Consider the following 25,979-nt stretch of genomic DNA (forward strand, 5'->3'; position numbering starts at 1 on the left):
TGGCAAGATCAAATTGACCGGCTGCGAAAACAATGGGCGGGCCAGGAAGGCACGCACCCGGGGAGCAATTTTCGCCTAGTTGTAGCGTAATGCCTTGGAGGTGCTATCCTTGAGACACTTGAAAGAAACCATGTGATTCGAAACGTATAGATATGTCAGGCATTAAGCAGCCAAGGTTCCATCGGTTCATGGCCGGTGTTCGGGCGGTTTCGGTCGCCTTCTGCGGCGTGCTTGGAGCGGTGTCGATTGCGCTTGCTGCGACGCCCGATAGTTACCTGATCAATGTCGGTGACGAGTTGGAGATGGATATCCTTGACGACAATGACCCGCCCCAGCGGTTCACGGTCGGGCGGGATGGGGCGGTGCAGCTTCCGTTCATCGGTACATTTGAAGTTGCCGCCATCCCTGTCGGCGAAGCGCGTGTTCTGATCGAGCGAAGTTATGTCGAGCGCGAGATATTCGTGAATCCGTCCATCGAGCTTTCGATCGCGAGTTTTCGTCCGATTTCCGTTCTGGGAGATGTTCGCAGGCCCGGAAACTTCGATTACCAGCCCTTCATGACGACCGAGCAAGCGGTGGGCCTTGCCGGTGGGCCAGCGATTTCCGCCAATAATGAAGAGGCACGAATATTGGAGCGGCGTGATCTGGAAGGGCGTCTGAACGGGCTGGAGTTCGACCTGGCACTGGCCGCGGCGCAATATGCCCGGGTGCAGGCCCAGATGGCCGGCAAGGACGCTGCGGAATGGAACGATGTGCCCCCCGACCTCAGGGCAGACATCAACCGGGAGCTTTTTGACGAACACAAGGCCAAGGAAGACCAGGTGATCACTCTTGCATCGCAGGACGTGACCACGCGACGCAAGCTCCTGACGGATGCGGCCGATGAGGCCAGGACACGCATCAAGCTGCTGGAAGAGCGCGAAGCGGTGCAAAAACAGGTTCAGGAGGTAACCCTCAGGGAACTTGATCGTGTCAAGGAAATGGCTGAGCGCGGTTTGGTGCCGAAATCCAGCATCAATGAGAACGAGCTAAGGGCCAAGCAGGTCGAAAGCCAGTTGCTGCAACTCAAGGAGCAACGGTCCGCGGCGCGGGTCCAGCTTGCGGATCTGGCCAGCCAGCTTTCGCAGTTCGATTCCGACCGTGAAAAGAATCTGCTGAACGACTCGCAGGTTTATTGGAGCGAAATCAACAAGCTGAGATCGGCCCGCGTGTCTCTGGAAGATCGGATGCACCTTCTGGAGCAATGGATGAATGCGGCGCGCGGCCTGGATACCGAAATGTTGCTGGAATACCAGGTCCGGCGCCGCGAGGACGGGCGGATCAAGGACGTGGTGGTCAAACCCTATGACGAGCTTTTGCCCGGCGACCTGCTGGTCGTCGTCGTGCGCTCTCCGGAAACGCTGGAGGCCGGGCAATGAACTCGCACCAGCAGTCCAAGCGTGTCTCGGGCTATGATTACGGCGAACAACCCGCCTTCGATCACGGCTACCAGCCGTTACACACGATCGACCTTTGGGGCCTCTTTTCGGTCCTGCGGGTGAACCTCAAACTGATCGTGGCGATCACCCTTGCCTGCGTCATCGGGATGTTCGTTTATCTTCAGACGCTTCCGCCTATATATACAGCCTATGCACAGGTCATCCTCGACACCCGGGAAGAGAGGGTGACGCCGGTGCAGGAGGTCATGTCGAACCTCAATGTGACCAACTCGGTCGTCGCGGGCGAGATCGTCACCATCCGGTCAAACATCCTTGTGGGGCAGGTGGTCGATGAAATGAGGCTTGTCGATGCGCCCGAATTCGACCCGCGCGTACCGCGGGGCGAAAGCCCCATGGGTTTCGTGAAACGGGTCTTGCGAAGAGGTGAAAAGCCGCATGAGGTAGCCGCGCGATTGCCGGAAGAAACCCTGCGTTCCTGGGTGATCGACGCATTGCGGCGCAAGATGTCGGTTTCGCAGATCGGCGTGTCCTATGCCATCGGGATCAGTGTCGAGAATGGCAATCCGAAGCTGGCGGCGGACATCGCCAATGCCATCGCCGCCAAATATATCGACAGCCAGCTTGATGCCAAGATGCAGGCGACGTTGCGGGCCAATTCCTGGCTGGGTGAACGCCTGACCGAGTTGAGTGCGCAAGTCGAGGATGCAGACGCCGCCGTGGTACGTTTCAAGGCCGAGATGATCGACACCGCCGGCGGAAACGAGGAGAGCATCAACCAGCTTCTGGCCGAACTGAACACCAAACTGGTGGGCAGCTCGACCGAGCGCGCCGATGCGGAAGTGCGCCTGAGCCAGGTCGAGGCGCTGGAGAATAGCGGTGGCCTGGAATCGGTCGCCTTTGTCCTGACCTCTCCGTTGCTGGAAACACTGCAACGTCAGCGCGCGGAATTGGCGGCCTCGAAGGCGCAGATGGCCAGTACCCTGGGACGCAGGCACCCTGACATGATCCGCATAACCGCGCAGATCGCGGATATCGATCGCAGTATCGAAACCGAACTGCGCCGGCGCATCGAAGAAATGCGCAGCGATGTGAGCGTGACGCAAAACAGGGAAGACGCATTGCGGCTTCAGATCGAAGCTGTCTCGGAACGCGCCGACAGCCTTGCCAAGGATTCCGTTCGCCTGGGGCAACTGGAGCGTACGGCCCAAGCGACGCGCCTGGTTTATGAGAACTTCCTGGCGCGCTACAAGGAAACCAGTGCACAGGCCGATTACCAGACGCCCGAAGCCCGTGTCATCGGAGCGGCGACTGTTCCGTCCGTGCCGTCGGGCCCGAGGAAGACGATGATGATGATCGCCTCGGTCGTATTGGGCGGAGCCATCGCGGTCGCGGTTGTCTTCATTCGCAACCTCGTCAGGGCGCCGGTTACCACCGCGACCGAACTGCGGGCACTAACCCAGCTTCCCACACTCGCCTCGTTGCCTTACGTCGGAGGCATCTTCGACAGGAAGCGCTGGCTGAAGCGAGAACTCGCCACAGAGAGGGGTTCACCCTTTCTGGAACGCATCAGGTCGATCCGGACTCATCTTTACAACGCGTCGCTGAACAGCGAGCCAAAGGTGATCATGATCACCTCTTCGGTCCCGGACGAGGGCAAGACCTCGCTCAGCTGCGCCCTTGCGAAAGTGCTGGCTCAGCCCAAGAAGAAGGTCCTCCTGCTTGACGGGGACTTGCGACGCCCGGATATCCGGATCGCGCTGGGTTTGCCGCTGGAGGGGGGCTGTTTGATCGATTATCTTGAAAGGAAGGTGAAGTTCACCGAGATCGTCCAGACCTCGGAACTTTTGGGGGCCGACGTGATCTCGCCTGCGAAGTCGGCCAACAATGCGGCTGACCTTCTGGCCTCAAACGACTTTTCGGGTCTGCTGACGCGGATGTCGGCGAAATATGATGTGATCATCATGAATGCGCCGCCCGTGCTGCATCTGTCGGACACCATCCTGCTTGGGAACCTGGCTGACGCGACCCTGCTTGCGGTTCAGTGTGACAAGACACCTTCCGATGTGGTCAGCGTCTCGCTCAAGCATCTGCAAAAATCCAGCAAGGCGCCAGTGGTCGGAACGGTCCTTACGATGGTGCGCCGGTCCCATGCCGCGCGCAACGAGCTTGAAATGTACAGCTACGAGTACTGAAGGTAAAATCGGCTTGAAGGTCGCTCTGGTCCATTACTGGCTCGTCGGTATGCGCGGCGGCGAACGCGTGCTGGAAGAACTCGTCCGGCTCTATCCGGATGCCGATCTCTTTACCCATGTAGCCGACCCCGACAGGCTTTCACCGCTGCTGGCCAACAGGCCGATCACGGAAAGTTTCATCGCGCGCTTGCCGGGCGCGAAGAGGCATTATCAGAAATATCTGGGGCTGATGCCGCGGGCGCTGGAGGAACTGGACCTGTCGGGCTATGATCTTGTCATCTCATCCGAAAGCGGACCCGCCAAGGGCGTGATCGTGCCGCCCGGCACACCGCATATCTGCTACGTCCATACGCCCATGCGGTATATCTGGGATCACTACGTGTCCTACAGCGCCCTGTTGGGGCGCGTGGGGCGCATGTATTTCTCGCGCCTTGCGCACCGGTTGCGGATATGGGACGTGACCACCGCCGCGCGGGTCGATCATTTCGTGGCGAATTCGAACTTCGTCGCCGAGCGAATCCGGCGCTTCTATCGCCGCGACGCGGATGTGGTGCATCCGCCGGTCGATCTTGATGCCTATCGATTGCCGAACGCACCGAGCACACGCGCTGCCTATCTCTTCGTTTCGCAGCTTGTGCCCTACAAACGTGCGGACCTCGTGATCGAGGCCTTCCGCGGGCTGGACCATCCGCTGCTGGTTGTCGGCGATGGCAGCCAGCGTGCCGAACTGGAGCGCAATCTGCCCCGGAACGTGACGCTGCTGGGCAAGGTGCCGGCTGCCGACCTGCCCGGCCTCTATCAGAATGCCCGGGCACTGATCTTTCCCGCCGAGGAGGACTTCGGCATCGTCCCGGTCGAGGCGATGGCCTGTGGCACGCCGGTGCTGGCCTATGGCCGCGGTGGCGCGCTGGACAGCGTGATCGACGGCAAGACCGGTCTCTTCTTCGACGACCAGAGCCCGGAGGCGATCCGCGAGGCGGTGTTGTCCTTTGAAACCCGGCAATCGCAATTCGATCCCGAATACATCAGCGCCCATGCGGCCGGATTCGGTGCCGAGCGCTTCCGGCGCGAGTTTTCCGCCGTTGTCGAGCGTGTCATTGCCAGTCAGTCCGGAAAGGCGTGAAGCACCAGCGCCGATGGCGCGTCAGGGGACGAGTGCAGTGTGATCTCTGCGGTGCGCATCCGGGTTTCGGAATGGTTCGGGCCGCCCGTGTTGAGGTTGCGCTCGAGCCGGGGAAAGCTGGTGCCGGCAACATGCAGTCGGATACGGTGCCCTGCATCGAAGCGATAGGCGATGTCGCGCAGAGAGACGTCGATGTCGTAGATCTCGCCCGGTTGCAGCAGGCTGGGCTGAGCAAATCCGTTCCTGTAGCGAAGCCGGAGGGCCCCTTCCTGAACCAAGAGCGCATTCCCCGCGGGATCGACATCTATGAGGCGCAGGACCAGATCCGTGTCGGGCGTGCTTGCTGAAACGCGCAGTTTTGCCCGCACAGCACCGGCGATGCGCAAGGGCGCGTCCAGAGGGGGCGAGGAATAGAGCAGCACGTCGGCCCGGTCTTCGATGGCGTTCTGATGGACCGGGCCGCTACGTTCATCGGGATCGCCGGTACAGCAGATCGCCCCGCCGATCGAAGGGACAGGGTTCGACGGGTCCGACAGAAACCGGCGCGCGGCGGCATCTATCAATGCGCGGCCCTGTTCCAGACTGCCTGAACCGCTCAGGAAAAATCGTGTCTCGGCCGTGTCTGCGGGGGGCCAGGTTTCGGACCGGTGCCATTTGTCCTCGGCCAGGGAATAGAAACTGAGATACGGCAGGTCGGGAGCAGGGCCGTCCGCCAGGTGATGCCAAAGAAACCGGACGATGCTTTCGACAAAGCCGAAGGTTTCTTGAGGTGAGACAGCGAGGTCGCCGACCATTGTGGCCTGATCGCTGCCCAGGTAGCCGCAATGGGTGCCCGCAGCGATAATCGTGCTGACTGGCGCCTCGGCGCGGCGCAGTGTATCGGCCAGCACCAGGGTGGAACTGACCCCGGGGTCGTGCCAAGTGTCGATGAAAAGGGCCGGCGTCTTGAAGGTTTCTTGCCCGGTCACATAGCCTAGGCTCTTCCAATAATCGGCGTCCTCGAAATTCTTCAGGAAATCCTCGAAATCCGTGGGGTCAGGGCGCATGTGGCGCACCACGTCGATGACCGGCAGGCTGGTGAGAGCTTCGGGAACAAGCGGCCGGTGTCCCGAGGTCGCGGGCGTCTTTCCGCCTTCGGTGCCGAACCAGCCGGCGGCAGTCGACAGATTGAGGATTCCGCCTTCGAAGACGCTGAAATAGGCATTGCGCCCGCCTGCGGTGCCGATCGCGCCTCCAGCGGCGATGGGCACCATGGCGCGATGTGCCGGATGGGCCTGGGCCGCCAGCATCAACTGTGTCTCGCCCAGCGCGGAGCAGCCCAAGGTACCGACCTTGCCGTTTGACCAGGGTTGAGCGACGATCCAGTCGAGGGTTTCGACGCCGTCCGTTCCGGCGTTGGGGTAGGGCGTAAACACGCCATCGGACCCGTGACGGCCGCGCATGTCCTGGGCTACGACAGCAAAGCCGCGCGACACGAGCTCCTTGACCCAAAAGCGAACCTCTCCATAGCTGCGCTTGCCATATGGCAGGCGCATCAGCACCGTCGGAGCCGGGGCATTGCCCTTGGGAAGGTAGATATCGGTCGCTAGCTCAATGCCGTCCTGCATGGTAATCCTGACATCGGCGAGGTCGGGGGAGCCGGCCTGAACCTGCCAGGCCAGCTTGTTGCGCATGGACCCGGCAAAATCGTCCAACGGCCATATCGGGGCAATAATGAGACCTGTCAGAACAATCCCGAGCATGATCGTTAACCGCTTCATATCTGTTGGGTCCTCGGTTGTTGTGGCAAAAATCACATTAACGATGGCGGGGGTGGTCGCATTTGTATAGGGCGGATGTCTGGCTCTGGTCGCTTGATGCTCCGGCAGACCGTGTGATGGCGGCACGGGCGCTCTTGTCCGAGGACGAAATCGGGCGCGCCGCGCGATTTGTCCGGCAGGTCCACCGAGACCGCTATATATTGGGACGGGCGCGGCTGCGTCGGCTTCTCGGCGCGGAAACGGGCCGGGATCCGCGCGACATCTCGTTTACCTATGGCGAAAATGGCAAGCCCCTTCTTCGCGATGGCCCCCATTTCAATCTCAGCCATTCCGAGGACACCGCGGCTCTCGCCATAAGCCGCGATCTTGCTCTGGGCATCGACATCGAGAAGCACAGGCCAATCGAAGACAGCGTCGCGCGTTACCATTTTTCTCCTGACGAATACGCTGAACTTGGCTGTTTGGACGGGGGGCGCTGGCTTGAAGGGTTCTATCGCTGCTGGACGCGGAAAGAGGCCATCATCAAGACGGACGGCCAAGGATTGTCGAGGCCGCTGGACAGTTTCGACGTATCCCTGACCCCGGGCACGCCCGCGCGGCTGATCCGGATTGAAGGAGATGAGCCCGAGCAATGGCGTCTGCTGCATTTCGATCCTGGTCCGGGCTGGTCGGGTGCAGTTGCCGCGCGGACGGGCGGCGAAGAAATCCGGCTGAACTGGCGTACCGCACATTCCTTCGAGTAAGCAGCGTTCATTCCGCACGTTCGAGGACATAACCCCGGCTGGTGCTCGCTCCCAGCGATGGATGCGTGGCGATAGTTCTGGCCAGGCTTGGAATGTGCCAGCTGTCGCGGATCCGATAGCCCATTGCGGCAATACCGTGTTCGAACTCCGCCCGGTTTCTGATCTGATAGGGAATCCGGCCCGAGCCGATCTTTTCCAGGGTCACAACGGTGGGGCCATTGGTTGTTGCCACCTTGTTGAGCAGAATATGCTTCGGTGGACTGGGCAGGCTATCCACCAGTTCGTGAAACCCGATATCCAGATATTGCAGCAGCCCCGAAGCCAGAAGGACATCGGGGGCTTGTGCTTTCGAAAGGTCATCGAAGAACTTGATCTGATCCGGAACCTTGCCGGATTGCTGCAATCTGAGCGCGGCGCGGATCGTCGCCGGAACATCGTAGACGTTCCAGTCAACCTGACCGAGGTCGATACGGTCGCGGAAGGCGATGAACTTGGTGCCGAAATGCCCGCCGGCATCCAGCACGTTCAGCCCGGGCTGCATAAGGCGTTCCAGCCAGAACATGATCGGATAGTCCCAGATGTGGGTTTCGCTCATCAGTTCGAAGTTGAGCGGCGCGATCTTATCATTATCGTAGCTGCTTGGCGTGCCCTTGCTGACCTGGGCAACCGCCGTATTCCGGTCGGGATAGGCGCCGATGAAGGCCGGCGGGCGAATCCCGAGCGCCATAATCCTTGCCCAGAGCGCAGAAACCGGCCAACCGATGCGGCGTTTGAGTGTTCCGAGCAGGGCCTTTGCGATTGATCGAATGGACATGGCTTCTCCGGTGCATCTTGCTTGCGTCTGGATGATTGACGGTCGGTTGGCGCCAGACGGACGAGACAATTCTCTGTGCCGGTCGAAGCAACTTGGAACCAGCAACGCATGATGTAGACTGCGATCAAACACGGGCGGACGCAAGAATGGCTTTATACCCCGCGGCCGGAGTCTTTTTGTTGTTATGGCTTTGGTCGGTTATCCGGAATGCAGATAACGGCGTGCCCTTGGTCATGGCCATGTTGCCGTTCGGCATGTTTGCAGCTCTGGCCCTTGGCGGGCTGTCTCTGCTGTTGGCAAATCTGTTGGCCATGATGACCATCGGAATCTTGTTGGTGCGCCGCTTGAGTTGGCGGGGCAGGCGGGAGCCGTTCCATATTCCACCGGCTGGACTCTATCTGCTGGCTTTTGCGCTCTATTCCCTGTTCGCGGGCTTTGTCATGGTTCGGATCTTTCAGGGGCAGTTCCTGGTCTTCCCCATGAATGTTACCTACAAGTCCACTCAGGTCAGCGTGTTCTTCCCGTCCACAATGTGGCCTCTGCATCCGACCAAGTCGAATATTTCCCAGTCTTTCTATATTCTGCTTTCATGTGGGTTCTTCCTGGCTGCGGTTCTCGTCCTGCGCAGGCGAGGCCCCCGGTTTGCCGAGACCGGGCTGGTCTGGGCTGGCGGTCTAAATATCCTGCTGGGGCTGCTTGACTTGCTGGGGCTCGACAGCCTGCTCGGCGTGATCCGGACCGCCGACTATTCGCTGGCCAACGAGCACACGGTCGCAGGCATGGCCCGCGTGATCGGAGGGTTTTCCGAAGCATCGGTCTTCGGCGCGGCCTCGGCGGCGTTTGCCGGGTATTTCCTTATGTCATTTCTGATCGGCCGCCGCGGCCGCGACGGGTTCCTGGCACTTGGCAACATGGCTTTTGCGGCTCTGGCGCTGTCCAGCACGGCCTTTCTGGCGCTTGCGGTGGCGGTGGTGCTGGTCGTGTTGCACGCCCGCACGTACCTTCACGGCGCCATTTCGCGCACCGCCGGGCATGTCTTTGTCATCGGACTGGCCGTATTGGTGTCATTGCTTTGTGTCGCGGTCATGCTCACACCCGTGCTCGACCTGGCCGCAGACCTTCTCGACCGCTTGTTCTTGTCCAAACGCGGAACATTGTCCGGCATGGAGCGCTCGGCTTGGGCCGGGGCCGGCTTCAACGCCTTCTTTCAGACCTGGGGTTTCGGGGCCGGTCCCGGGTCATTGCGGGGCAGCGGGTTGGCCTCGGTCATGCTGGGCAGTGTCGGCCTTCCGGGGACGATATGCTTCCTGGGATTCCTGTATTACGCTGTTGGAAAACCGATCGGTGAGGCCGGTCTCGAGATGCGCCGCATCTATTATGCAAGCCGTGTGAGCGCGCTGACCTTGCTGACTTCGATGATGGTGTCGGCTACCGTGCCCGATCCCACCTTGTTGCTGATGTCGGTCACAGCGCTTGCTGTTTCGGCGCGTGACGCGTCGTGGATAAGTCACCAGGTCAATCCGAGACGCGCAGTCCGCGAAATGGCAGTGGAACAGACGTAGAATTGCAGCGCCCCGGCTATCCGTGGACTGAGTAATGTCCGGAGCATTTTCGCTTGGGTCGCGTCGTTTGATTGAGTGGGATTAAGGCAATAGGTGCATGGGTTGTGTCATAATTTTGTCAATTTCATATAGACGAAAATTTTTTGAGTTATCCACAAGCTATCCCCCTTATTTTCTGCGGGTTTGGGGCGGAATGCCTAAATAACTGAAGAATTACAAAGATTTTCCCTGTCGTCGTCGATTTTCACCTATAATCGGAATGCTGCATATGATTCGCCTTCGCCCAATATTTGGGGCGAAATTTTCGTTTTGTAACAACCTATGTTTGTTCGGTGGGGTTATGACTATAAATACGAAGGTTCATCCCGGATCAGAATCCGGATTTGCAGTGGTGCACAAAGCCGTATCTGACACGGTGATCAGATATGAGATGCAAGTCGATAGTCTGGCACGTTCGATTTTCGAGAAGGGCTTCGCCATGGTTGCGCTTCTTTTCTTTGCGCCATTCTTCTTGAGCATCGCAATGCTGATCTGGCTTACCGAGGGCGGGCCGGTTTTCTTCGGGCACAAGAGGGTTGGCCGGAATGGCAAGACCTTCAATTGCCTCAAGTTCCGGACCATGGCTCTGGACGCTGAAGAACAGCTTCAGAAACTGCTCGATCGGGACCCGGAAGCTCGGGCGCAGTGGGAAGCCAACCAGAAGCTGGATGACGACCCCCGTATTACCTGCATCGGCGAGTTCTTCCGCAAGACCAGCCTGGATGAGCTGCCGCAGTTCTGGAATGTCTTGAAGGGTGAAATGGCCATCGTGGGGCCTCGGCCGATTGTGGCGTCAGAAATGCATCACTATGGCGACCACATTGCCGAATACCTGTCGGTGAAGCCTGGGATTACCGGTGCTTGGCAGGTCAACGGACGCAGCAAGACCACTTACGATGAACGTGTTCAAATGGATGTGGAATACGTCCACACGCGGACCTTCAAGAAGGATCTGGCAATCATCGCAAAGACGGTGAAGGTCATGCTTCTTGGGGATGGGGCGAAGTGAGCCTGAGGCGCTGAACCGGCTTATTCGGCGATGATGCTGACCGCCGCAATCCAAGTGAAACAGCATCCGAGCACCACAGCGACCCTGAGGGCACTTGGCGAAAGGCGGCTTAAAACGCGTTCGCACATCAAGCGAGAAGTAGTGTTTTGAAAATTCATTGGAATCTGCTCGGCATCTTATTTTTACTGGTTTATTATCGCCCTGATCCGTTAATTTGTCAATATCTAGCGCGCGGGGCATGGCAAGTGCCAACAACTTGTGTGCAAATGGGAAGTGATAAGCGTGATGCGCTTGATAGTCTCAATTCCGACAACCAATCGCGCAGCAGTTGTCGCGCTGACGATTCAGGATATTGCGCGACAATCGCGGTTGCCTGATCTGGTTCTGGTCGTGGTCGCCGACGAGTCGGATATCGATCCGGCTGCAATCGAGGGTCTGCCATTTCCTGTTGCGGTCCAGAAAAGCGAGCGCGGGTTGACCTGTCAGCGTAATGTCGCGCTGGGTATGCTCGAAGCCGACGATTTGGCGCTGTTCCTGGACGATGATTTCGTGATGGCGCCCGACTATCTGGCCAATTTGGAACGCCTGTTCAGGGAGTACCCGGATGTGGTCATGGCCACCGGCACCGTCCTTGCAGATGGCATTCACGGGCCGGGTTTGAGCTATGAATACGGACGGAATCTGACCATGAACGTGGCCTTGCCTGGCGCGACTGCCCTGAGCCCGAAGGACATCTATAACTGTTATGGCTGCAACATGGCGCTCAGGGCGTCGTATGTGGTGGCCCACGGGGTGAGGTTCGACCAGAGATTGAAGCTGTATGGCTGGCTGGAAGACGTTGATTTTTCGCGCCAGATGGCGGCATACGGGCGGATCGTCAAATCGGCGGCATTGCGGGGGGTGCATCTGGGAACCAAGACGGGGCGCAGCAGCGGCTTGAGATTGGGCTATTCACAGGTTGCAAATCCGCTCTACCTGAACCGAAAGGGCACGATGGCGCCGATACGAGTGTTGAACATTGTCGGGCGCAATCTGATCAGCAACCTGGTCAAGTCCGTAAGGCCCGAGCCGGAAGTCGACCGGTTGGGACGATTGAAGGGAAATCTGCAGGCATTCGGCGATCTGATGCGCGGCCGGTTGCAGCCTGAGCGGATTCTGACGTTTGAATGACAGGCGCAGGTCCGGGCCGGGTGGTCATACTGAGTGATTTCGCAACCGTCCGGGGCGGTGCGTCCAAGCTGGCGGTTATGCAGGCCGGGCAACTGACGCGCCAAGGGGTGCCGGTCACCTTCTTTACCGGCGATAGCGAGGCCGATCTGCCGGCCGGTGTCGATCTGGTCAGCCTCGGCGGGCGCAGATTGCTGGATCAGGGCAAGCTGGAGGCGGCGATCGCCGGCTTGTGGAACCGAAAGGCCGAAGTCCTGCTACGCGACTGGATTGCGTCAAATGACACGCCGGCCACGATCTATCATGTCCACGGCTATCATCAGACGCTGTCACCATCTGTCCTGGCCCCTCTTAAGCGCGTCAGGAATAGAACCGTCATGCATGCGCACGACTATTTTCTTGCATGTCCCAATGGCGCCTTCTTCGACTTCCGGGCTGCAAGGACCTGCAATCGCCAGGCGCTGTCATGGCCGTGCATCGCGCGCAATTGCGACAAGCGGAACTATGGTCACAAGCTCTGGCGCGTGGCGCGGCAGACACTCCAGAACCGGGCAAGATCCCGTCTGCTGCCGGAGGTGGGTACGATCCTGCTGCACGACGGGATGCAAAGGCGCCTGTTTCCGCAGGGTGGCGGCGGGCAGGTGTTTTCGATTGCAAACCCTGCCGATCCGATGCTGGCAAACCCCGTCGCGGCCGAGCGCAACCGCGCGCTGGTTTTCGTTGGTGACATCCACGAATACAAGGGTGTGTTCGTGTTGGCCGAGGCGGGCCGGCGCGCCGGGCTGTCCGTTGTGTTCGCAGGAGCCGGTCAGGATCTTTCGCGCCTTCGGGAGGAGTATCCCGAGCATCACTATGCAGGGTGGCAGGACCGGGAGGGCCTGTGCCGGATATTGGCCGAGGCGCGGCTGCTGGTGGCGCCGACTCTTGGACCCGAACCCTTCGGCCTGGCGCCTGTCGAAGCTTTGTTGTCCGGCGTGCCGGTTATCATTTCGGATGAAATGCTTCTGGGTCGGGAAATCGAAACGAGGGACATGGGGCGGGTATTCAGGGCGGGCGATAGTGAGGCTTTGGCAAAGCTGCTTGCCGAACTTGCCGGGGACGATGCGCGCGTTGCCCTGATGTCGCGGAATGCTGTGGCCAGGGGGCGGGAACTGTCGCTGAGTTCCGAAGCCTGGTGTGCTGCATTGACGGAGATCTACGAAAGACTTCTTGAAGACGCGGGCAGAGATGCAAGGGCCTGAATCCGGTGGCCGCGCAAATGTATCTGATGATGGATCAGTAAAGGGCAGGTTTGCCGGGCGTCAGGCTGCTGTCGCCCTGACCCGCGTTCTGGCCAACTGCCGCAGATTCCGCCTGAGTGGTGCTTCGATCCAGAGCGTCAGAGTGATCGCCAGGACAAGCAGGCCGGCTTGAATCAACAACATCAGGATAACGCCAGAGACAGCGGTTTTCGCCGAAAGAAAGCCGAGCAGTGCCATGCCGGCGTTCTGGTGAAGCAGATAATAGGCGTAGGAGGCATATCCGCCCAGGACCATGAGCCTGGAAGACAGGAACGGAAAAGACCTATGTGCAAGCATGGCATGGCTCGCCAATGCGAAAACGAAGATCAGCCCCAGGATGTGCGAGGGTGTTATCCCGCTTGCCGAGTTCAGCACCGCATAGGTGAAGGCCTGTAGAATGGCAACGGCAAGAAGCACCCTTGCCAGTCTGGGATGGGGGTTGCGTCGCAGAACCGCCAAGGCGATCCCGGCCGAGAAATACGGTTGATGCTCGGCAAAGAGCAGCCGGGAAAGGGCGTCGAAAGCGCCGCCCCACACCGTGCCGACAAGAAAGATTGCAGAACAGACCAGCGCGAAACCGAACCACAGCGCAAGAAAGCGGTTGCGGCCAAGGAAGAAGAGCACCGCAGCCACGGTATAGAACCTCACTTCTGTCCAAAGTGACCAATAAGCGCCATCCAGCCACTCGAAACCGTCTTGCCCGATGATCTTGCCCACATGTGCGGGGGGCAAGAAAGTGAGACTGATCAGATATTCGGCAACCGAGCGTTCCAGCGGAGCCGGCCCCAGCAGTGAAGTCAGTCCAAAGGTCAGCGAGCCGCAGATCAGAAGGGTCGGCCACAATCGGATGCCGCGCATCAAGGCGAAATCCATCGGCCCCTTGCTGCGTTCGAGGCTGAGAAAGATCACGAAGCCCGATACGACGAAAAAGAGGTAGACGCCGAAATAACCGACATCGGCCATTGGTATCCATGCCAAGGCATCGCCATAGGGCAACAGGGGGAGCCCCTTGCCCGATGGGGTCCAGAAAACGGCATAGTGGAACAGGCTTACCCACAAGATCGCAATCGTACGCAAGCCATCAATCTGAAGAAGGCGTTTGTCCCGGAGGCCTTTGGTATTTCCTGCGTTCAATATTCCATCCGCATGCAAGACATCAAAAGAAATGCAAAAGCTTCTGCTCTCACCGGGTGCCGTTTCAGACTATGTCGTCATTGCCTGCAACGGCAACCCTTGTTTTCTGTCAGTGGTTTCGGCCCGGATCTTGTCAGATCAAACGGGCTTGCGCCGGGGAGCGGGCTTTGGGGGCTTCGTGCAATATCCTGCGAGGTTCCTGGCCCTGATCCAATCCATTCGGCGATGTTTCAAGGTGTCAACTTGTAACGGTCCCGGTTCACTCCAACCCGCACGCAGGGGCCCCCACGACCGACCTTGCGGATTTTGGTGCAGGCGTCAGGTAATGTGGACGATGAACGCACCGTTGGTGGCGTAGCGAACTTTGTCACGTGTATGTGACGGGCGGAGGGCCCGGCCGGGAGCATTCGGCATAATTATGTAATTTCAATTTCTTATGTTGTTGCGTTCAACTGTTTCCGGACATTGGTGGCCGCCTTTCGATCAGAGTATTTGTCAATTTCGACTTTCGCGATAGTCTCGCTCCACCAACGGGAGGAGAGAGACATGATGAATACGTTCCTGGGCACCGCTCTGGGCCTGACCCTGATGGCATCCGCCGCAAGCGCTACCGAAAAGATGCGCATTTCCTTGCAATTGCCACTGAAAAGCCACCTGGGCCAGAATCTGCAACTGTTCGAGAAAGAGGTCGAGGCCCGCACCGGCGGCGCCATCGACGTCGAGATCTACGACAGCGCAACGCTCTACAAGGACAAGGAAGTGCCCGCCGCTGTCGGCTCCGGTGCGATCGAGGCCGGGGTGGCCTCGCTGACGCGCTATGTGGGCGATGCGCCGGTGGTCGATGTCTTCTACATGCCGTTCCTGTTCAATTCCGAGGACAAGGTGCGCGCAGCCGTCGCCGAGGGCAGCCCGATTCGCACCGCGATCGAGACCGAGGTGGCCAAGACCGGCGGCCAGATCCTCTATTGGCAGGCCTATGGCGGCGCGGTGATGCTGTCCCAGGGCGGGCCGATCAAGACGCCCGAGGACCTCAAGGGCAAGAAGGTGCGGGTCTTCGGCAAGACGCTCGGCGATTTTGTCACCGCCGCCGGCGGGGCGCCGACCCTGGTATCGGGTTCCGAGCAATACCTGGCCTATCAGCGTGGCACCGTCGATGTCGGCATGACCGGCGTGTCCGGCGTCAAGTCGCGCAAACTGTGGGAGGTGATGGATACGATCACCGTGACCAACCATGCCGATATCGAATTCGTCGTGGTGGTCAACACCGACTGGTGGAACGGCCTTTCGCCCGAGATCCAGAGCCAGATCGCCGAGGCCGCCAGCATCGCGCAAGAGGACGTGCGCAACCGCATGTCCGAGATCGAGGCCGAAGCCTATGCGGCCGCCAGAGATAATGGCATGACCGTGGTCGAACTCAGCGACGAGGATCTCGCCGCCTGGAAGGCCGTGGCGCAGCCGGTCTATGACGCCTACCTGGCCGCGACGGGCGATGTGGGCAAGTCGATCCTTGCCGCCGCGGGCAACTGAACCGATCCATTAGGGGCGGCTGGCAACGGCCGCCCAAGGGGCTTGCCATGACACTGGTTACCACCATCTCCCGTTGGGCGGGCGTCTTTGGCGCATGCCTGTTGACAGCCACAGGCGTTATGCTGACCTACGAGGTCGTCGCGCGCTATTTCTTCGTAAAACCAACAATCTGGGCGGCAGAGCTCAGCCAGCTCTGCCTGATCTGGGGGTGCCTGCTAGCGATAGCCTGGGTGCTGAATATGCGCCGTCATATCACGGTGAACGCTGTCACCGCCCTGTTGCCGCCAGCGGTTCAAAAGCTGTGCGTGGCGCTGTCCCTTCTGGCGGTGATCGTGTTTTCGATCATCGTCACCATCTGGGGCTGGGACATCTTCCATGACAGTTTCACGCGCGGCCGCACCACCGGATCCTTGCTCGACCTGCCCAGCTGGGTGGCGGAACTGTCGGTTCCGGTCGGGTTTGCCCTGCTGACGGCGCAGGCGCTGGTGGAACTGGCGGCCCTTCGGCATGGCGACATTGCCTCACTGGGAAGCAGCCACGAATGACCATTATCCTGATTCTCGTCTGTCTCTTCGTACTGCTGCTGGTCGGCGTGCCTGTTGCCTTTGCTCTGGGCGGGCTGGGTCTTGGCATGCTTATTCTGGGCGGGTTCTCGCCGCTGATGGCGCCGCAGGCGGTGCTCTCCACGCTCGATGGGTTCATCCTGCTGGCGGTGCCGCTGTTCCTGCTGATGTCGAACATCCTGCTCAAGGGCGGCGTCGGGCGCGACCTGTTTGCCGCGGTGCAGGCCTGGGTCGGGCACTGGCCCGGCGGGCTGGCGGTGGCCACGATCCTCAGCTGCGGCCTGTTCGCCGCCATCTCGGGCTCCTCGGTGGCCACGGCGGCCACCATCGGCACCGTCGCCATCCCCGAGATGGTCAGCCGCGGCTATGACCGGCGCTTCGTCTACGGGCTGCTGGCTGCCGGCGGCACGCTGGGCATCCTGATCCCGCCGTCGATCCCGATGATCGTCTTCGGTTTCGTGGCCGAGGAATCCGTCATCGCGCTGTTCCTGGCCGGGATCGGTCCGGGCATCCTGCTGGTGGCGATGTTCATCGTCTTCGCGATGATCCATGCGCGTGTCTCATCCAGCTACACGCCCATGCCCAAGGCCTCGGCGGCTGAACGCATGTCCGCCACCCTGCGCGCGCTGCCGTCGCTGGGGCTGGCGCTGCTGATCGTGCTGGGCCTCTATTCCGGCGCCTTCACCCCGACTGAGGCGGCCGCCGTCGGTTTCGCCGCCGCGCTGGTCATCACCGGCCTGGGCCTCAGGACCCTGACCTGGGTCAAGCTGTGGGAGGCGGTGCGCGACAGCGCCATCACCACCACCGCCATCCTTCTGATCATCGCCGGGGCCAAGATCTTCGGCAAGGCGATCGCGCTCTACCGTATTCCGCAGGACATTTCGGCCTTCATCGCCGCCCATATCGACGGGCCGGTGGTGTTCATCCTGCTGGTTTCCGTCGTGCTGCTGCTGATGGGGCTGGTGTTCGAGGCGCTGTCGATGATCCTGATCATGACGCCCGTGCTGTTGCCCGCGGCAATGGCGCTGGGGTTCGACCCGATCTGGTTCGGCATCTTCATGGTGATCATGGTCGAATGCGCCCTGATCACGCCGCCCGTCGGGCTGAACCTCTACGTGATCCAGGCGGTGGCCCGCGTCTCGCTGGGCGAGGTGGCGCGCGGGGTCTGGCCATTCCTGCTTTTGATGCTGCTGACGGTCGTGGTTCTGTTCATCTGGCCCGACCTCGCCCTTTACATTCCCTTCAAGTGGTAACCCCATGATACAAGCACAGAAATTGAGAACCTTGCTGGCCGAGGACCGCTGCCACGTGATGCCCTGCTGCTATGATGCGCTCTCGGCCCGGCTCATCGCGCAGGAAGGTTACGCGCTGACCTTCATGTCCGGGTTCGCGACCTCGGCTAGCCGGATCGGCGCGCCGGACCTCGGACTGATGAGCTATGGCGAGGTGGTCGACCAGGCCCGCAACATCACCGAGGCGATCGACATCCCCCTGATCGGCGATGGCGACACCGGCTATGGCAACGCGATGAACGTGCGCCGCACGGTGACCGGCTTCGCCCGCGCGGGCTGCGCCGCGGTGATGATCGAGGACCAGCTGGCGCCCAAACGCTGCGGTCATACGCCCGGCAAGGCGGTGGTGGGGCGCGACGAGGCCTTCGATCGCATCCGTGCCGCTGTCGATGCGCGCGAGGAACTGCGTGCCGCGGGCGGCGATATCCTGATCCTCGCCCGCACCGACGCGCGCCACGAACACGGCCTGGCCGAGGCCATCGCCCGCGCCGAACGCTTTGCCGAACTGGGGGCCGACATCCTGTTTGTCGAGGCGCCACGCAACGAGGCCGAGATGCGGCAGGTCTGCGCCGACCTGCCGGGACCGAAGATGGCCAATATCGTCGAAGGCGGGGAAACCCCCGACCTGCCCAATGCCGCGCTGCACGACATCGGCTATTCCATCGCCGCCTATCCGCTGTCGCTGATGGCGGCAGCCATGCAGGCGATGGTCACCTGCCTTCGGCAGATGCGGGGCGACACGCGGACCGGGTTGATGAATTTTGCCGAACTGCGCCAGCGCATCGGGTTCGACGATTATTACCAGGCATCCGAGCGCTATGCCTCATCGAAACGCGATCATGGCCCCGGCGGCAAAACACGTTGACCGGCAGCGCCCGGTCTGAAAGGTGGAGACATGACCGAGTCTCCTTCGCATCCAGTCATCGCCGTCGATGGTGGCGGCACATCCTGCCGGTTCGCGCTGGTTTCGGCGGGTGTCCGGCATGAGGTAAAACTCGGCAGCGCCAATGTGTTCTCCGATTTCGAAAGCGCCTTGACGGTCGTGAATACCGGCCTCTCCGGATTGCTCGCGCAGGCCGGACTGCCCGCACAGGCGATTGCCGAAATACCGGTGTTCGCCGGTCTTGCGGGGGTGATCGACCCCGACATGGCCCGAAAGGTAGCCATGCTCATCGACGCACCTGTCGTCGAAGTGGCCGATGACCGGGTTCCGGCCGTCGTCGGGGCGCTCGGCGATGCGGATGGCGCGCTGATCAGCGCCGGAACCGGTTCCTTTGTCGGCTGCCAGTCCGCGGGCAGGATCACCCTGATCGGCGGTCACGGCTGGCTCCTGGGGGACGACGCCTCGGGCGGCTGGCTTGGGCAGGCGCTGCTGCGCCGCTGCCTGCGCGCGCTGGACGGTATCGACGCACGAACGGAACTGATCGACTTCACCTTGCGGGAATTCGATAACAATGCCTCACAAGTCATTATTTTCTCGGCATCTGCGCGCCCGAAGGATTTCGCCCGGCTCGCGCCGCCGATATTCGACGCGGCCGATACCGGTGATCCGGTTGCGGTTTCGCTGGTGCGCTCGGGCGCAGATTACCTGGTCGACGCGCTGCGGGCGCTCGGACAGGCTGACACCGGGCCGGTGCATCTGCACGGCAGCGTTGCGCCGCGTTACCTGCGCTATCTGCCAGAGACAATCGCGGCGCGTGTGACCCCGGCCACCGGCACGGCACTTGACGGCGGGTTGATCCTGGCCCGGCGGCTGGCGCAGCGGATGGCAGGAGGCCCGGCATGACACGGGCCTTGACCGGTGCGCGCATCCTGACCCCAGGTGGCATGGTGGACGGGCAGGCGCTGGTGATGGAGGCGGGCAGGATCGCCGCCGTGATCCCCGAGGCCGACATTCCCGCAACGGCGGAGCGCGTCGCTCTGGGCGGCGGTCTGCTGGCGCCGGGATTCGTCGATCTCCAGGTCAATGGCGGCGGTGGCGTGATGCTGAACAATGCCCCAACATTCGAGACCCTGCGCCGCATGGCGGAGGCGCATGCGCGCATCGGCGCAACGACGATCCTGCCCACCCTGATCACCGACACGCCCGAGGTTGTGGCGCACGCCGTAGCCGCGGTGCGCGATGCGGTGGCGCGGGGCGTTCCCGGGATTGCCGGCCTGCATCTCGAAGGGCCGCACCTGGCGGTGGCCCGAAAGGGCGCGCATAACGCATCCCTGATCCGGGCGATGACCCCGGAGGATCTGGCGATGCTGCTGGACGCGGCGCGCAGCCTGCCCTTGCTGAAGGTGACGCTGGCGCCGGAAAGCGCCACATCCGCCCAGATCGAGCGCCTGTCGCAGGCGGGTGTCCTGGTGTCCCTGGGGCATACGGACGCCAGCTATGAGCAATGCCGGGCGGCAGTCGCGGCGGGCGCGCGCTGTGTCACGCATCTGTTCAATGCGCAAGGCCAATTGGGCAGCCGTGAACCCGGCACGGTTGGTGCGGCGCTGACCCTCGGCGAGCTGTCGGCGGGGATCATCGCGGACGGGATCCATGTGCATCCGGCCACGCTGGCGGTGGCGATCCGCGCCAAGACGGGGCCGGGGCGGCTGTTCCTTGTCAGCGATTCCATGGCGACGGCCGGGTCGGATATCGACAGGTTCCGGCTGAACGGCCGCGAGATCCGCCGCAGCGGGGACCGGCTGACGCTGGCGGATGGCACCCTGGCCGGGGCGCATCTGGAACTGGCGCAGGCGGTGAGAAACGTTGTCAGAATGGCGGGACTGTCACAGGAGCAGGCGCTGGAAATGGCGAGCCTGCACCCGGCAGGGTTGATCGGCCGGCGCGACCTGGGCCGGCTTGTCCCCGGCGCGCGGGCGGATGTGCTTCACCTCGATCCCGCGCTGGTGCTGCGCCGGGTCTGGCGAGACGGGGCCGAACTCGGCTGAAGGGGGGCTCCCGCCCGCCGGAGCCGTTTTCTGGCGAACCGCCGCCGGTGGTTGGGCCGGGCGCCGCGCGATGCGCGGCGCGAGGGGGCGCTGCCCACGTCGCCCGTGCCGGGCGACTCCCCCGGAGTATTTCGAACCAGAAAGAAGCCCCTGTGGGTGGTCTCAGGCCGGGTGCAGGGCGACGGGCAGGCCGTTGAAGGCGGCATTGCCGCTGAGCGGGTCAGTGCGGCTGTCATCGGTCAGGTCGTTGATCGAGACGGTGGCGGTTTGCGTGGCGGCGCCGAGGCGGCCGTTTTTCTGGCCCCAGCCCTGGGGAATGGAGACCACGCCCGGCGCCATCGCCGCGGTGATCTCGACCGGCAGGGTCACAGAGCCGGCGGTGCTGGTCACCACCGCATCCGCCCCGTCGCGCAGGCCGAGGCGGGCGGCATCCTCGGGATTGACTTCGACCGTGCAACGGTTGCGGCCCTTGACCAGGCGGGGGCTGTTCTGGGTCCAGCTGTTGTGGCTGCGCGCCTGCCTGCGGCCGATCAGGGCAAAGGGGCGTTGCACAGTGCGGGCATCGGTCTGTGTCAGAAGGCGGGGCAGGTCGTCGAGAAACATCTGCGGCGCGAGGTGCAGCCGTCCGTCCGGGGTTTCCAGCCTTGTGCCGAGGTTGGGCACCAGCGGGCCAAGGTCGACAGGGCGCCCCCCGGACCGCAGCTTATCGAGCGTGATCCGGTCGCCGTGAAAGCCCTGCGGCAGCAACATCGCAAGCACCTGTTCCGGGGTCGGGCCGATGCTGTTGGCGCCGGTCAGGCGGGCGGCGAGCCGGGCGATCACCTCCCATTCGGGCGGGTTGCCGTGGGGCGGGGCAAACAGCGCGGGCGCATATCCCACCGTGTTGCGCACCGCGAAGCTGTGGAACACCATGTCATACATGGGTTCCTCCAGCGCCACGGTGCCGGGCAGGATCAGTTCTGCGTGGCGGGTGGTGTCGTTTACATGAATGTCGAGCGACAGCATGAAATCGAGCCCTTCGAGCGCCCGTTCGATCCGCCGCCCGTTGGGCGCGGTCAGCACCGGGTTGCCGGCCACTGTCACAAGCGCGCGGATCTGGCCCGCACCGGGTGTCTCGATCTCCTCGGCCAGTGTCGAGACCGGAAATTCGCCGTTATAGAGCGGTTGCCCCGACACCCGCGAGCGGCGCTCGGGATAGCTCCGCTGCTTGCCCTTGCGCGAGGTGAGCCCGACATAGTCGAGCGCCGGCGTGGTGAACATGGCGCCGCCCTCGGCATCGAAATTGCCGGTCACAATGTTGAGCGCATTGGCCGCCCATTGGCAAAGCGTGCCAAAGCTTTGTGTCGAGGCGCCCATTCGTGCGTAGCAGACGGCGCGCGGCGCGGCGGCGAAATCGCGGGCCAGCGCGCGGATGGTGCCAGCGTCAATACCGGTTGCCTCTGCGGCGGCCTCGGGCGTGAACGGGCGCACCGCCTGCGCCAGCGCGTCGAGCCCGTCGACCAGCGGCGCCAGGTGGCCGAGGCGGGCAGGGCCGTCCGACAGGATCACATGGATCATCGACAGGATCAGCCAGGCGTCGCTTTCGGGGCGGATGAAATGATGCTCGCCGGCGCGCTCGGCGGTTTCGGTCCGGCGCGGGTCGATCACCACCACCCGCCCGCCGCGCGCCTTGATCGCGTCCATGCGGCGGCCATAACCCGGCGCGGTCATCATCGACCCGTTCGAGATCACCGGATTGCCGCCGATGATCAGCAGGAAATCGGTCCGGTCTATATCGGGGATCGGCATCAGCATCGGATGGCCCAGCATGTGGATCGCTGCCACGTGATGCGGGATCTGGTCGGCGGTCGATGAACTATAACGGTTGCGGGTGCCGATCGCCTTGATCAGGCCGGGCAGGTTCAGCATGTTGCCGAACTTGTGCGCGTTGGGATTGCCCAGGTAGACGGCGACCGAGTCCGGACCATGCGCGGCCTGTACCGCGCGGATGCGTTCGGCGGCATGGTCGAAGGCCGCGTCCCAGGTGATTTCCTCGAAATCGCCGCCGCGTTTCAGCAAGGGTTTCGTCACCCGGTCGGGATCGGTGCGGAAATCCTGCAGGGCGACCGCCTTGGGGCAGATATGGCCGCGCGACAGCGGATCTTCGGGATCGGGCCGGATCGACAACACGTCCTGGCCGTCATGGGCCACGATCAGGCCGCACATCGCTTCGCATATGTTGCAACTGCGGTACTGGACCATCGACTCAGTCATCGGGCATCTCCTCTCGGGCGCGGCAGACACAAAAAGGGCGCCCGTTTCGCACGGGCGCCCCTGTCGCGGATTACTCCTCGTGGATATTCTTCCAGCCGCCGTTCTCGACAACGAAGACATAGACCGAGTTCGCGCCCTGGTGGTCATCCGGGCCATAGTCGATGTGGTTGCCGACCAGGTCGTCCTGATAATCGAGCGTTTCCATCGCGGCGATGAAGCTTTCCTGCGTCAGGTCGGGGCCGGCGGCCTCGAGCGCCATCACCATCTGCTTGGCGGCGGCATAGCCCAGCATCGCAAAGCCCTGCGGGTCTTCGCCGGTTGCGGCCTTGTATTCCTCGATGAACGCCTTGACGACGGGCTCCTCTGCCCGCGCCCACAGGTCCTGCCAGCTGGCCGCGGCATAGAAGCCCTCGGTCACGCCGCCCGGAACCTGCGCCACCACGGTCAGGAAACTGGCCGAGGTGCCCATGAATTTCATGTCGGTCAGGCCCATCTTCTTGGCGGTGCCGACGATGGTGATCGCCTGGCGCACGCCCAGCGCGATGGTCACGATCTCGCAGCCGGCATCCTTGAGCTTGCTGAGCGAGCCCACGAAATCGGTCTCGTCAGGCTTGTGCGTGGTTTCGGCGGCAAATGTCAGACCCGCTTCCTCGACACCGGCCTTGGTCCCCTCAAGGATCTCCTCGCCAAAGTCGGTGGGCAGGTACATGGTGCAGACGTTCTTGGCGCCAAACGCGCCGGCCAGATATTTCACGCCCACCCGGCTCTGGTCGAAGTAGCTCGAGAACGAGGTGAACTTGTTGTGCATCGGATCCTGGATCATCTGGCGCGCGGCCGACAGCGGCGCGATGTTCGGGATGCCCATCGGATCGATCAGCTTGAACCCGGCCAGGTTCATCGGGGTGCCGAGGTTCTGCATCATCGCAAACACCTTGTCGCGGTTCAGCAGCTTGTTGAAGCCCTGCATCGCGCGCGGCATCTGATAGCCGTGGTCCTCGACCACGTAGCGGATCTTGCGACCGTGGACGCCGCCTGCCGCGTTGACCTTGTCGAAATAGACGTTGGCGCCCTTGGTGGCGGGCACGCCGACCGCAGCGAAAATGCCGCTCAGGTCGTTGACCGCGCCGATGACGATCTCGTCGTCGGTCACGCCCTGTGCCTGGGCGTTGGCCAAAGTGGCCGCGGCCGTCAGCGCCGATGCGGCGACCAGACGTTTGATGAGTGTTTTCATAGTTTTCCTCCCTATGGATAACCCATTTGATATTAGTACATGTCTTCGATGAGATGTGCGTGTTTCTTTTCGACGAAACTGCGTTTGAGTTTCATCGTTGCGGTCAGTTCCTCGTCCTCTGCCGTCAGCAGAACGTCGATCAGGCGGAAATCCTTGATCTGCTCGACGCGGGCGAACTCCTTGTTGACCGCCGCCACCTCGGCGGCGATCAGGTCCTTGACCTCCTGCGCCGCGCAGAGCGAAGCGAAGTTCGAGAAGGGCACCTTGCGGTCCTGCGCGTATTTCTCGACGTTCTCCTGGTCGATCATGATCAGGCAGGTCAGGTACTTGCGCTTGTCGCCGATGATCACCGCGTCCGAGATGTAATGGCTGAACTTGAGCCGGCTTTCGATCTCGGCCGGCGTGATGTTCTTGCCGCCGGCGGTGATAATGATGTCCTTGAGGCGCCCGGTGATGGTGACATAGCCATCGGCATCGATCTTTCCGATATCGCCGGTGCGCAGCCAGCCGTCGGCGGTATAGGTCTCGGCGGTCTTCTCGTTGTTGCGCCAGTACCCCTTGAAGGTGTTCAGACCCTTGACCTGTATCTCGCCGCCATCCGCGATGCGCACCTCGATGCCCGGGACAGCCTTGCCGATGGTACCAAGCCGGTTTTCCTCCAGCGTGTTGATGGTGGCGATGCCGGCGGTTTCGGTCATCCCGTAGCCCTCGACCAGCGGTACGCCGATCGACCAGTACCATTTCAGCAGCGCGGGCGAGATCGGCGCGGCGCCGGTGCCGCCCCGGCGCATCTTGTCCATGCCCAGCATGCGGCGCAGGTTGCGCAGTACCAGCCTGTCCCAAAGCCAGTAGTTCGCGGCCACGCCGGCGGGAACAGGTTTGTTTTCAATCAGGTACTCGGCGCGCTTCATGCCCGCCTTCAATGCCAAGCCAAAGGCCGCGCGCCCGGCCGGGGTGGCCTCCTGCGCCATGATCAGCACCTGGGAATAGATCTTTTCCCAGACCCGCGGCACGGCGGTGAAGGTGGCGGGCGAGACCTCCTGCAGGTTGGCGAAAACTGTCTCGGGGCTTTCGGCGAAGTTCACCGTGCATTTCGAGGCCAGCGGGAAGTAGATGGAGACGTCCCGCTCCAGGATATGGCAGAGCGGCAGGAAACACAGCTGCTCGTCATCCGGCTGCGTCGGCAGCCGGTGCGCGCCCGCCTCGATCGCGGCCATGATGTTTTCGTGCGTGAGCATCGCGCCCTTGGGCATGCCGGTGGTGCCCGAGGTATAGATCAGCAGCGCCACATCTTCGGGGCGTGCCAGCGCGATCTCTGCCTCGAATGCGCCCGGGTCCTCCTTTTCGGCCGCGCGCCCGATCTCGTAGAGCCGGTCGATCAACAGGCAGCGCGGGTGATCGAGATCGTGCAGGCCCTCGTCCTCCAGGATGATCACATTCAGCAGGCCGGGCACCTCGCCTTCGATCTGCAAGAACTTGTCAAGCTGTTCCTCGTTCTCCACGATCAGGAACCTGCTGTCGCTGTCATTGACCAGATATTTCAGCTGGTTGGCCGAGTCGGTCGTATAGACGCCCGAGGCGATGCCGCCGACCGCCTGGATGCCCATGTCGAACCAGGCCCATTCCTTGCGGTCTTCGCTGAGGATCGAGACGACCTCGCCGCGTTGCAGGCCCAGCTTGCGCAGCGCCAGCCCGATCCACTTGGCGTGCTGCCAATAGTCGGCCCAGGAATAGGTCTTCCAGATGCCGAAGTCCTTTTCCCGGTGCGCGGTGCGGCTGCCCAGTTCGGCGCAGCGTTTCTGGAACAGGCCGACGATGGTCGTCGTTCCGTCGACCAGCACCGGGCGCTGGCCCGGCGTGGCGTTGAAGCTGACGCCGTTGATCAGCGTCTGGGCGGGCAGGGTGCGTGTATCCATCTTGCTC

At 62.0% G+C, this 25,979-nt stretch carries 20 protein-coding genes; 14 read left to right on the forward strand and 6 right to left on the reverse strand.

Features of this window, described 5'->3' with window-relative positions:
• The first annotated feature begins 188 nt into the window (after positions 1-188).
• The 3 genes from BLT75_RS00390 to BLT75_RS00400 are packed head-to-tail and all read left to right on the forward strand — an operon-like array spanning position 189 to position 4,754.
• Positions 189-1,418 carry a polysaccharide biosynthesis/export family protein gene (locus BLT75_RS00390; protein WP_176827788.1) on the forward strand — a complete coding sequence of 410 codons (1,230 nt, stop codon included), beginning with the start codon at positions 189-191 and terminating at the stop codon, positions 1,416-1,418.
• Positions 1,415-3,631: a GumC family protein gene (locus tag BLT75_RS00395; RefSeq protein ID WP_093026741.1), complete on the forward strand. Its 2,217-nt coding sequence runs from the start codon at positions 1,415-1,417 to the stop codon at positions 3,629-3,631. The genes BLT75_RS00390 and BLT75_RS00395 overlap by 4 nt, the downstream gene beginning before the upstream one ends.
• Before the next feature lie 13 nt (positions 3,632-3,644).
• Positions 3,645-4,754: a glycosyltransferase gene (locus BLT75_RS00400; RefSeq protein ID WP_093026742.1), complete on the forward strand. Its 1,110-nt coding sequence runs from the start codon at positions 3,645-3,647 to the stop codon at positions 4,752-4,754.
• Here the strand turns inward: BLT75_RS00400 and BLT75_RS00405 are convergent.
• Positions 4,736-6,514, reverse strand: a complete 1,779-nt coding sequence (locus BLT75_RS00405) for a CocE/NonD family hydrolase (RefSeq protein ID WP_093026743.1) — start codon at positions 6,512-6,514, stop codon at positions 4,736-4,738. The genes BLT75_RS00400 and BLT75_RS00405 overlap by 19 nt on opposite strands.
• Positions 6,515-6,576: 62 nt before the next feature.
• On the opposite strand from BLT75_RS00405, the gene BLT75_RS00410 reads away from it, so the two are divergent.
• Positions 6,577-7,257 (forward strand): 4'-phosphopantetheinyl transferase family protein, encoded by a 681-nt coding sequence (locus tag BLT75_RS00410; RefSeq protein ID WP_093026744.1) that lies wholly within the window; start codon positions 6,577-6,579, stop codon positions 7,255-7,257.
• Between the two features lie 7 nt (positions 7,258-7,264).
• On the opposite strand, the gene BLT75_RS00415 is transcribed toward BLT75_RS00410, so the two are convergent.
• A complete protein-coding gene (locus BLT75_RS00415; RefSeq protein WP_093026745.1) occupies positions 7,265-8,071 on the reverse strand; it encodes a methyltransferase, TIGR04325 family in 807 nt (268 codons plus the stop codon).
• A gap of 221 nt (positions 8,072-8,292) precedes the next feature.
• On the opposite strand from BLT75_RS00415, the gene BLT75_RS00420 reads away from it, so the two are divergent.
• The 4 genes from BLT75_RS00420 to BLT75_RS00435 all read left to right on the forward strand — a co-directional run bounded on the left by BLT75_RS00420 (position 8,293) and on the right by BLT75_RS00435 (position 13,089).
• A complete protein-coding gene (locus BLT75_RS00420; protein WP_143028489.1) occupies positions 8,293-9,633 on the forward strand; it encodes a hypothetical protein in 1,341 nt (446 codons plus the stop codon).
• 430 nt (positions 9,634-10,063) lie between these two features.
• Positions 10,064-10,681, forward strand: coding sequence for a sugar transferase (locus BLT75_RS00425; protein ID WP_093027272.1), 618 nt, complete (start codon positions 10,064-10,066; stop codon positions 10,679-10,681).
• Between the two features lie 285 nt (positions 10,682-10,966).
• Positions 10,967-11,851: a glycosyltransferase family 2 protein gene (locus BLT75_RS00430; protein WP_093027274.1), complete on the forward strand. Its 885-nt coding sequence runs from the start codon at positions 10,967-10,969 to the stop codon at positions 11,849-11,851.
• Positions 11,848-13,089, forward strand: coding sequence for a glycosyltransferase family 4 protein (locus BLT75_RS00435; RefSeq protein WP_093026747.1), 1,242 nt, complete (start codon positions 11,848-11,850; stop codon positions 13,087-13,089). The genes BLT75_RS00430 and BLT75_RS00435 overlap by 4 nt, the downstream gene beginning before the upstream one ends.
• Before the next feature lie 60 nt (positions 13,090-13,149).
• Here BLT75_RS00435 and BLT75_RS00440 read toward each other — a convergent pair whose 3' ends face one another.
• Positions 13,150-14,205, reverse strand: a complete 1,056-nt coding sequence (locus BLT75_RS00440) for an acyltransferase family protein (protein ID WP_176827790.1) — start codon at positions 14,203-14,205, stop codon at positions 13,150-13,152.
• 603 nt (positions 14,206-14,808) lie between these two features.
• Between BLT75_RS00440 and BLT75_RS00445 the strand changes: the two genes are divergently transcribed.
• Genes BLT75_RS00445 through nagA form a run of 6 tightly spaced genes read left to right on the forward strand, consistent with a single transcriptional unit; the run spans position 14,809 to position 20,572 of the window.
• Entirely contained in the window at positions 14,809-15,789 is a 981-nt protein-coding gene (locus BLT75_RS00445; RefSeq protein ID WP_093026749.1) for a TRAP transporter substrate-binding protein, read from the forward strand.
• Positions 15,790-15,836: 47 nt separating this feature from the next.
• Positions 15,837-16,334, forward strand: coding sequence for a TRAP transporter small permease (locus tag BLT75_RS00450; RefSeq protein WP_093026750.1), 498 nt, complete (start codon positions 15,837-15,839; stop codon positions 16,332-16,334).
• Complete coding sequence (locus BLT75_RS00455) at positions 16,331-17,605, forward strand: TRAP transporter large permease (protein WP_093026751.1); 1,275 nt, start codon at positions 16,331-16,333, stop codon at positions 17,603-17,605. Before BLT75_RS00450 ends, BLT75_RS00455 begins: the two co-directional genes overlap by 4 nt.
• Before the next feature lie 4 nt (positions 17,606-17,609).
• A complete protein-coding gene (locus BLT75_RS00460; RefSeq protein WP_093026752.1) occupies positions 17,610-18,509 on the forward strand; it encodes an isocitrate lyase/PEP mutase family protein in 900 nt (299 codons plus the stop codon).
• Positions 18,510-18,539: 30 nt separating this feature from the next.
• Positions 18,540-19,430, forward strand: a complete 891-nt coding sequence (locus tag BLT75_RS00465) for a glucosamine kinase nucleotide-binding domain-containing protein (protein ID WP_093026753.1) — start codon at positions 18,540-18,542, stop codon at positions 19,428-19,430.
• Positions 19,427-20,572, forward strand: coding sequence for an N-acetylglucosamine-6-phosphate deacetylase (nagA, locus tag BLT75_RS00470; RefSeq protein WP_093026754.1), 1,146 nt, complete (start codon positions 19,427-19,429; stop codon positions 20,570-20,572). Before BLT75_RS00465 ends, nagA begins: the two co-directional genes overlap by 4 nt.
• A gap of 162 nt (positions 20,573-20,734) precedes the next feature.
• On the opposite strand, the gene BLT75_RS00475 is transcribed toward nagA, so the two are convergent.
• The 3 genes from BLT75_RS00475 to BLT75_RS00485 all read right to left on the reverse strand — a co-directional run bounded on the left by BLT75_RS00475 (position 20,735) and on the right by BLT75_RS00485 (position 25,972).
• Positions 20,735-22,825: a molybdopterin oxidoreductase family protein gene (locus tag BLT75_RS00475; protein WP_093026755.1), complete on the reverse strand. Its 2,091-nt coding sequence runs from the start codon at positions 22,823-22,825 to the stop codon at positions 20,735-20,737.
• Between the two features lie 70 nt (positions 22,826-22,895).
• The gene (locus tag BLT75_RS00480; protein ID WP_093026756.1) at positions 22,896-24,056 is read right to left on the reverse strand and encodes an ABC transporter substrate-binding protein; all 1,161 of its coding nucleotides are present in this window, start codon (positions 24,054-24,056) and stop codon (positions 22,896-22,898) included.
• 32 nt (positions 24,057-24,088) lie between these two features.
• Complete coding sequence (locus BLT75_RS00485) at positions 24,089-25,972, reverse strand: AMP-dependent synthetase/ligase (RefSeq protein WP_093027276.1); 1,884 nt, start codon at positions 25,970-25,972, stop codon at positions 24,089-24,091.
• Positions 25,973-25,979 lie beyond the last annotated feature (7 nt).

Source organism: Ruegeria marina, from assembly GCF_900101475.1.
GTDB classification, from domain to species: Bacteria; Pseudomonadota; Alphaproteobacteria; order Rhodobacterales; family Rhodobacteraceae; genus Ruegeria_B; species Ruegeria_B marina.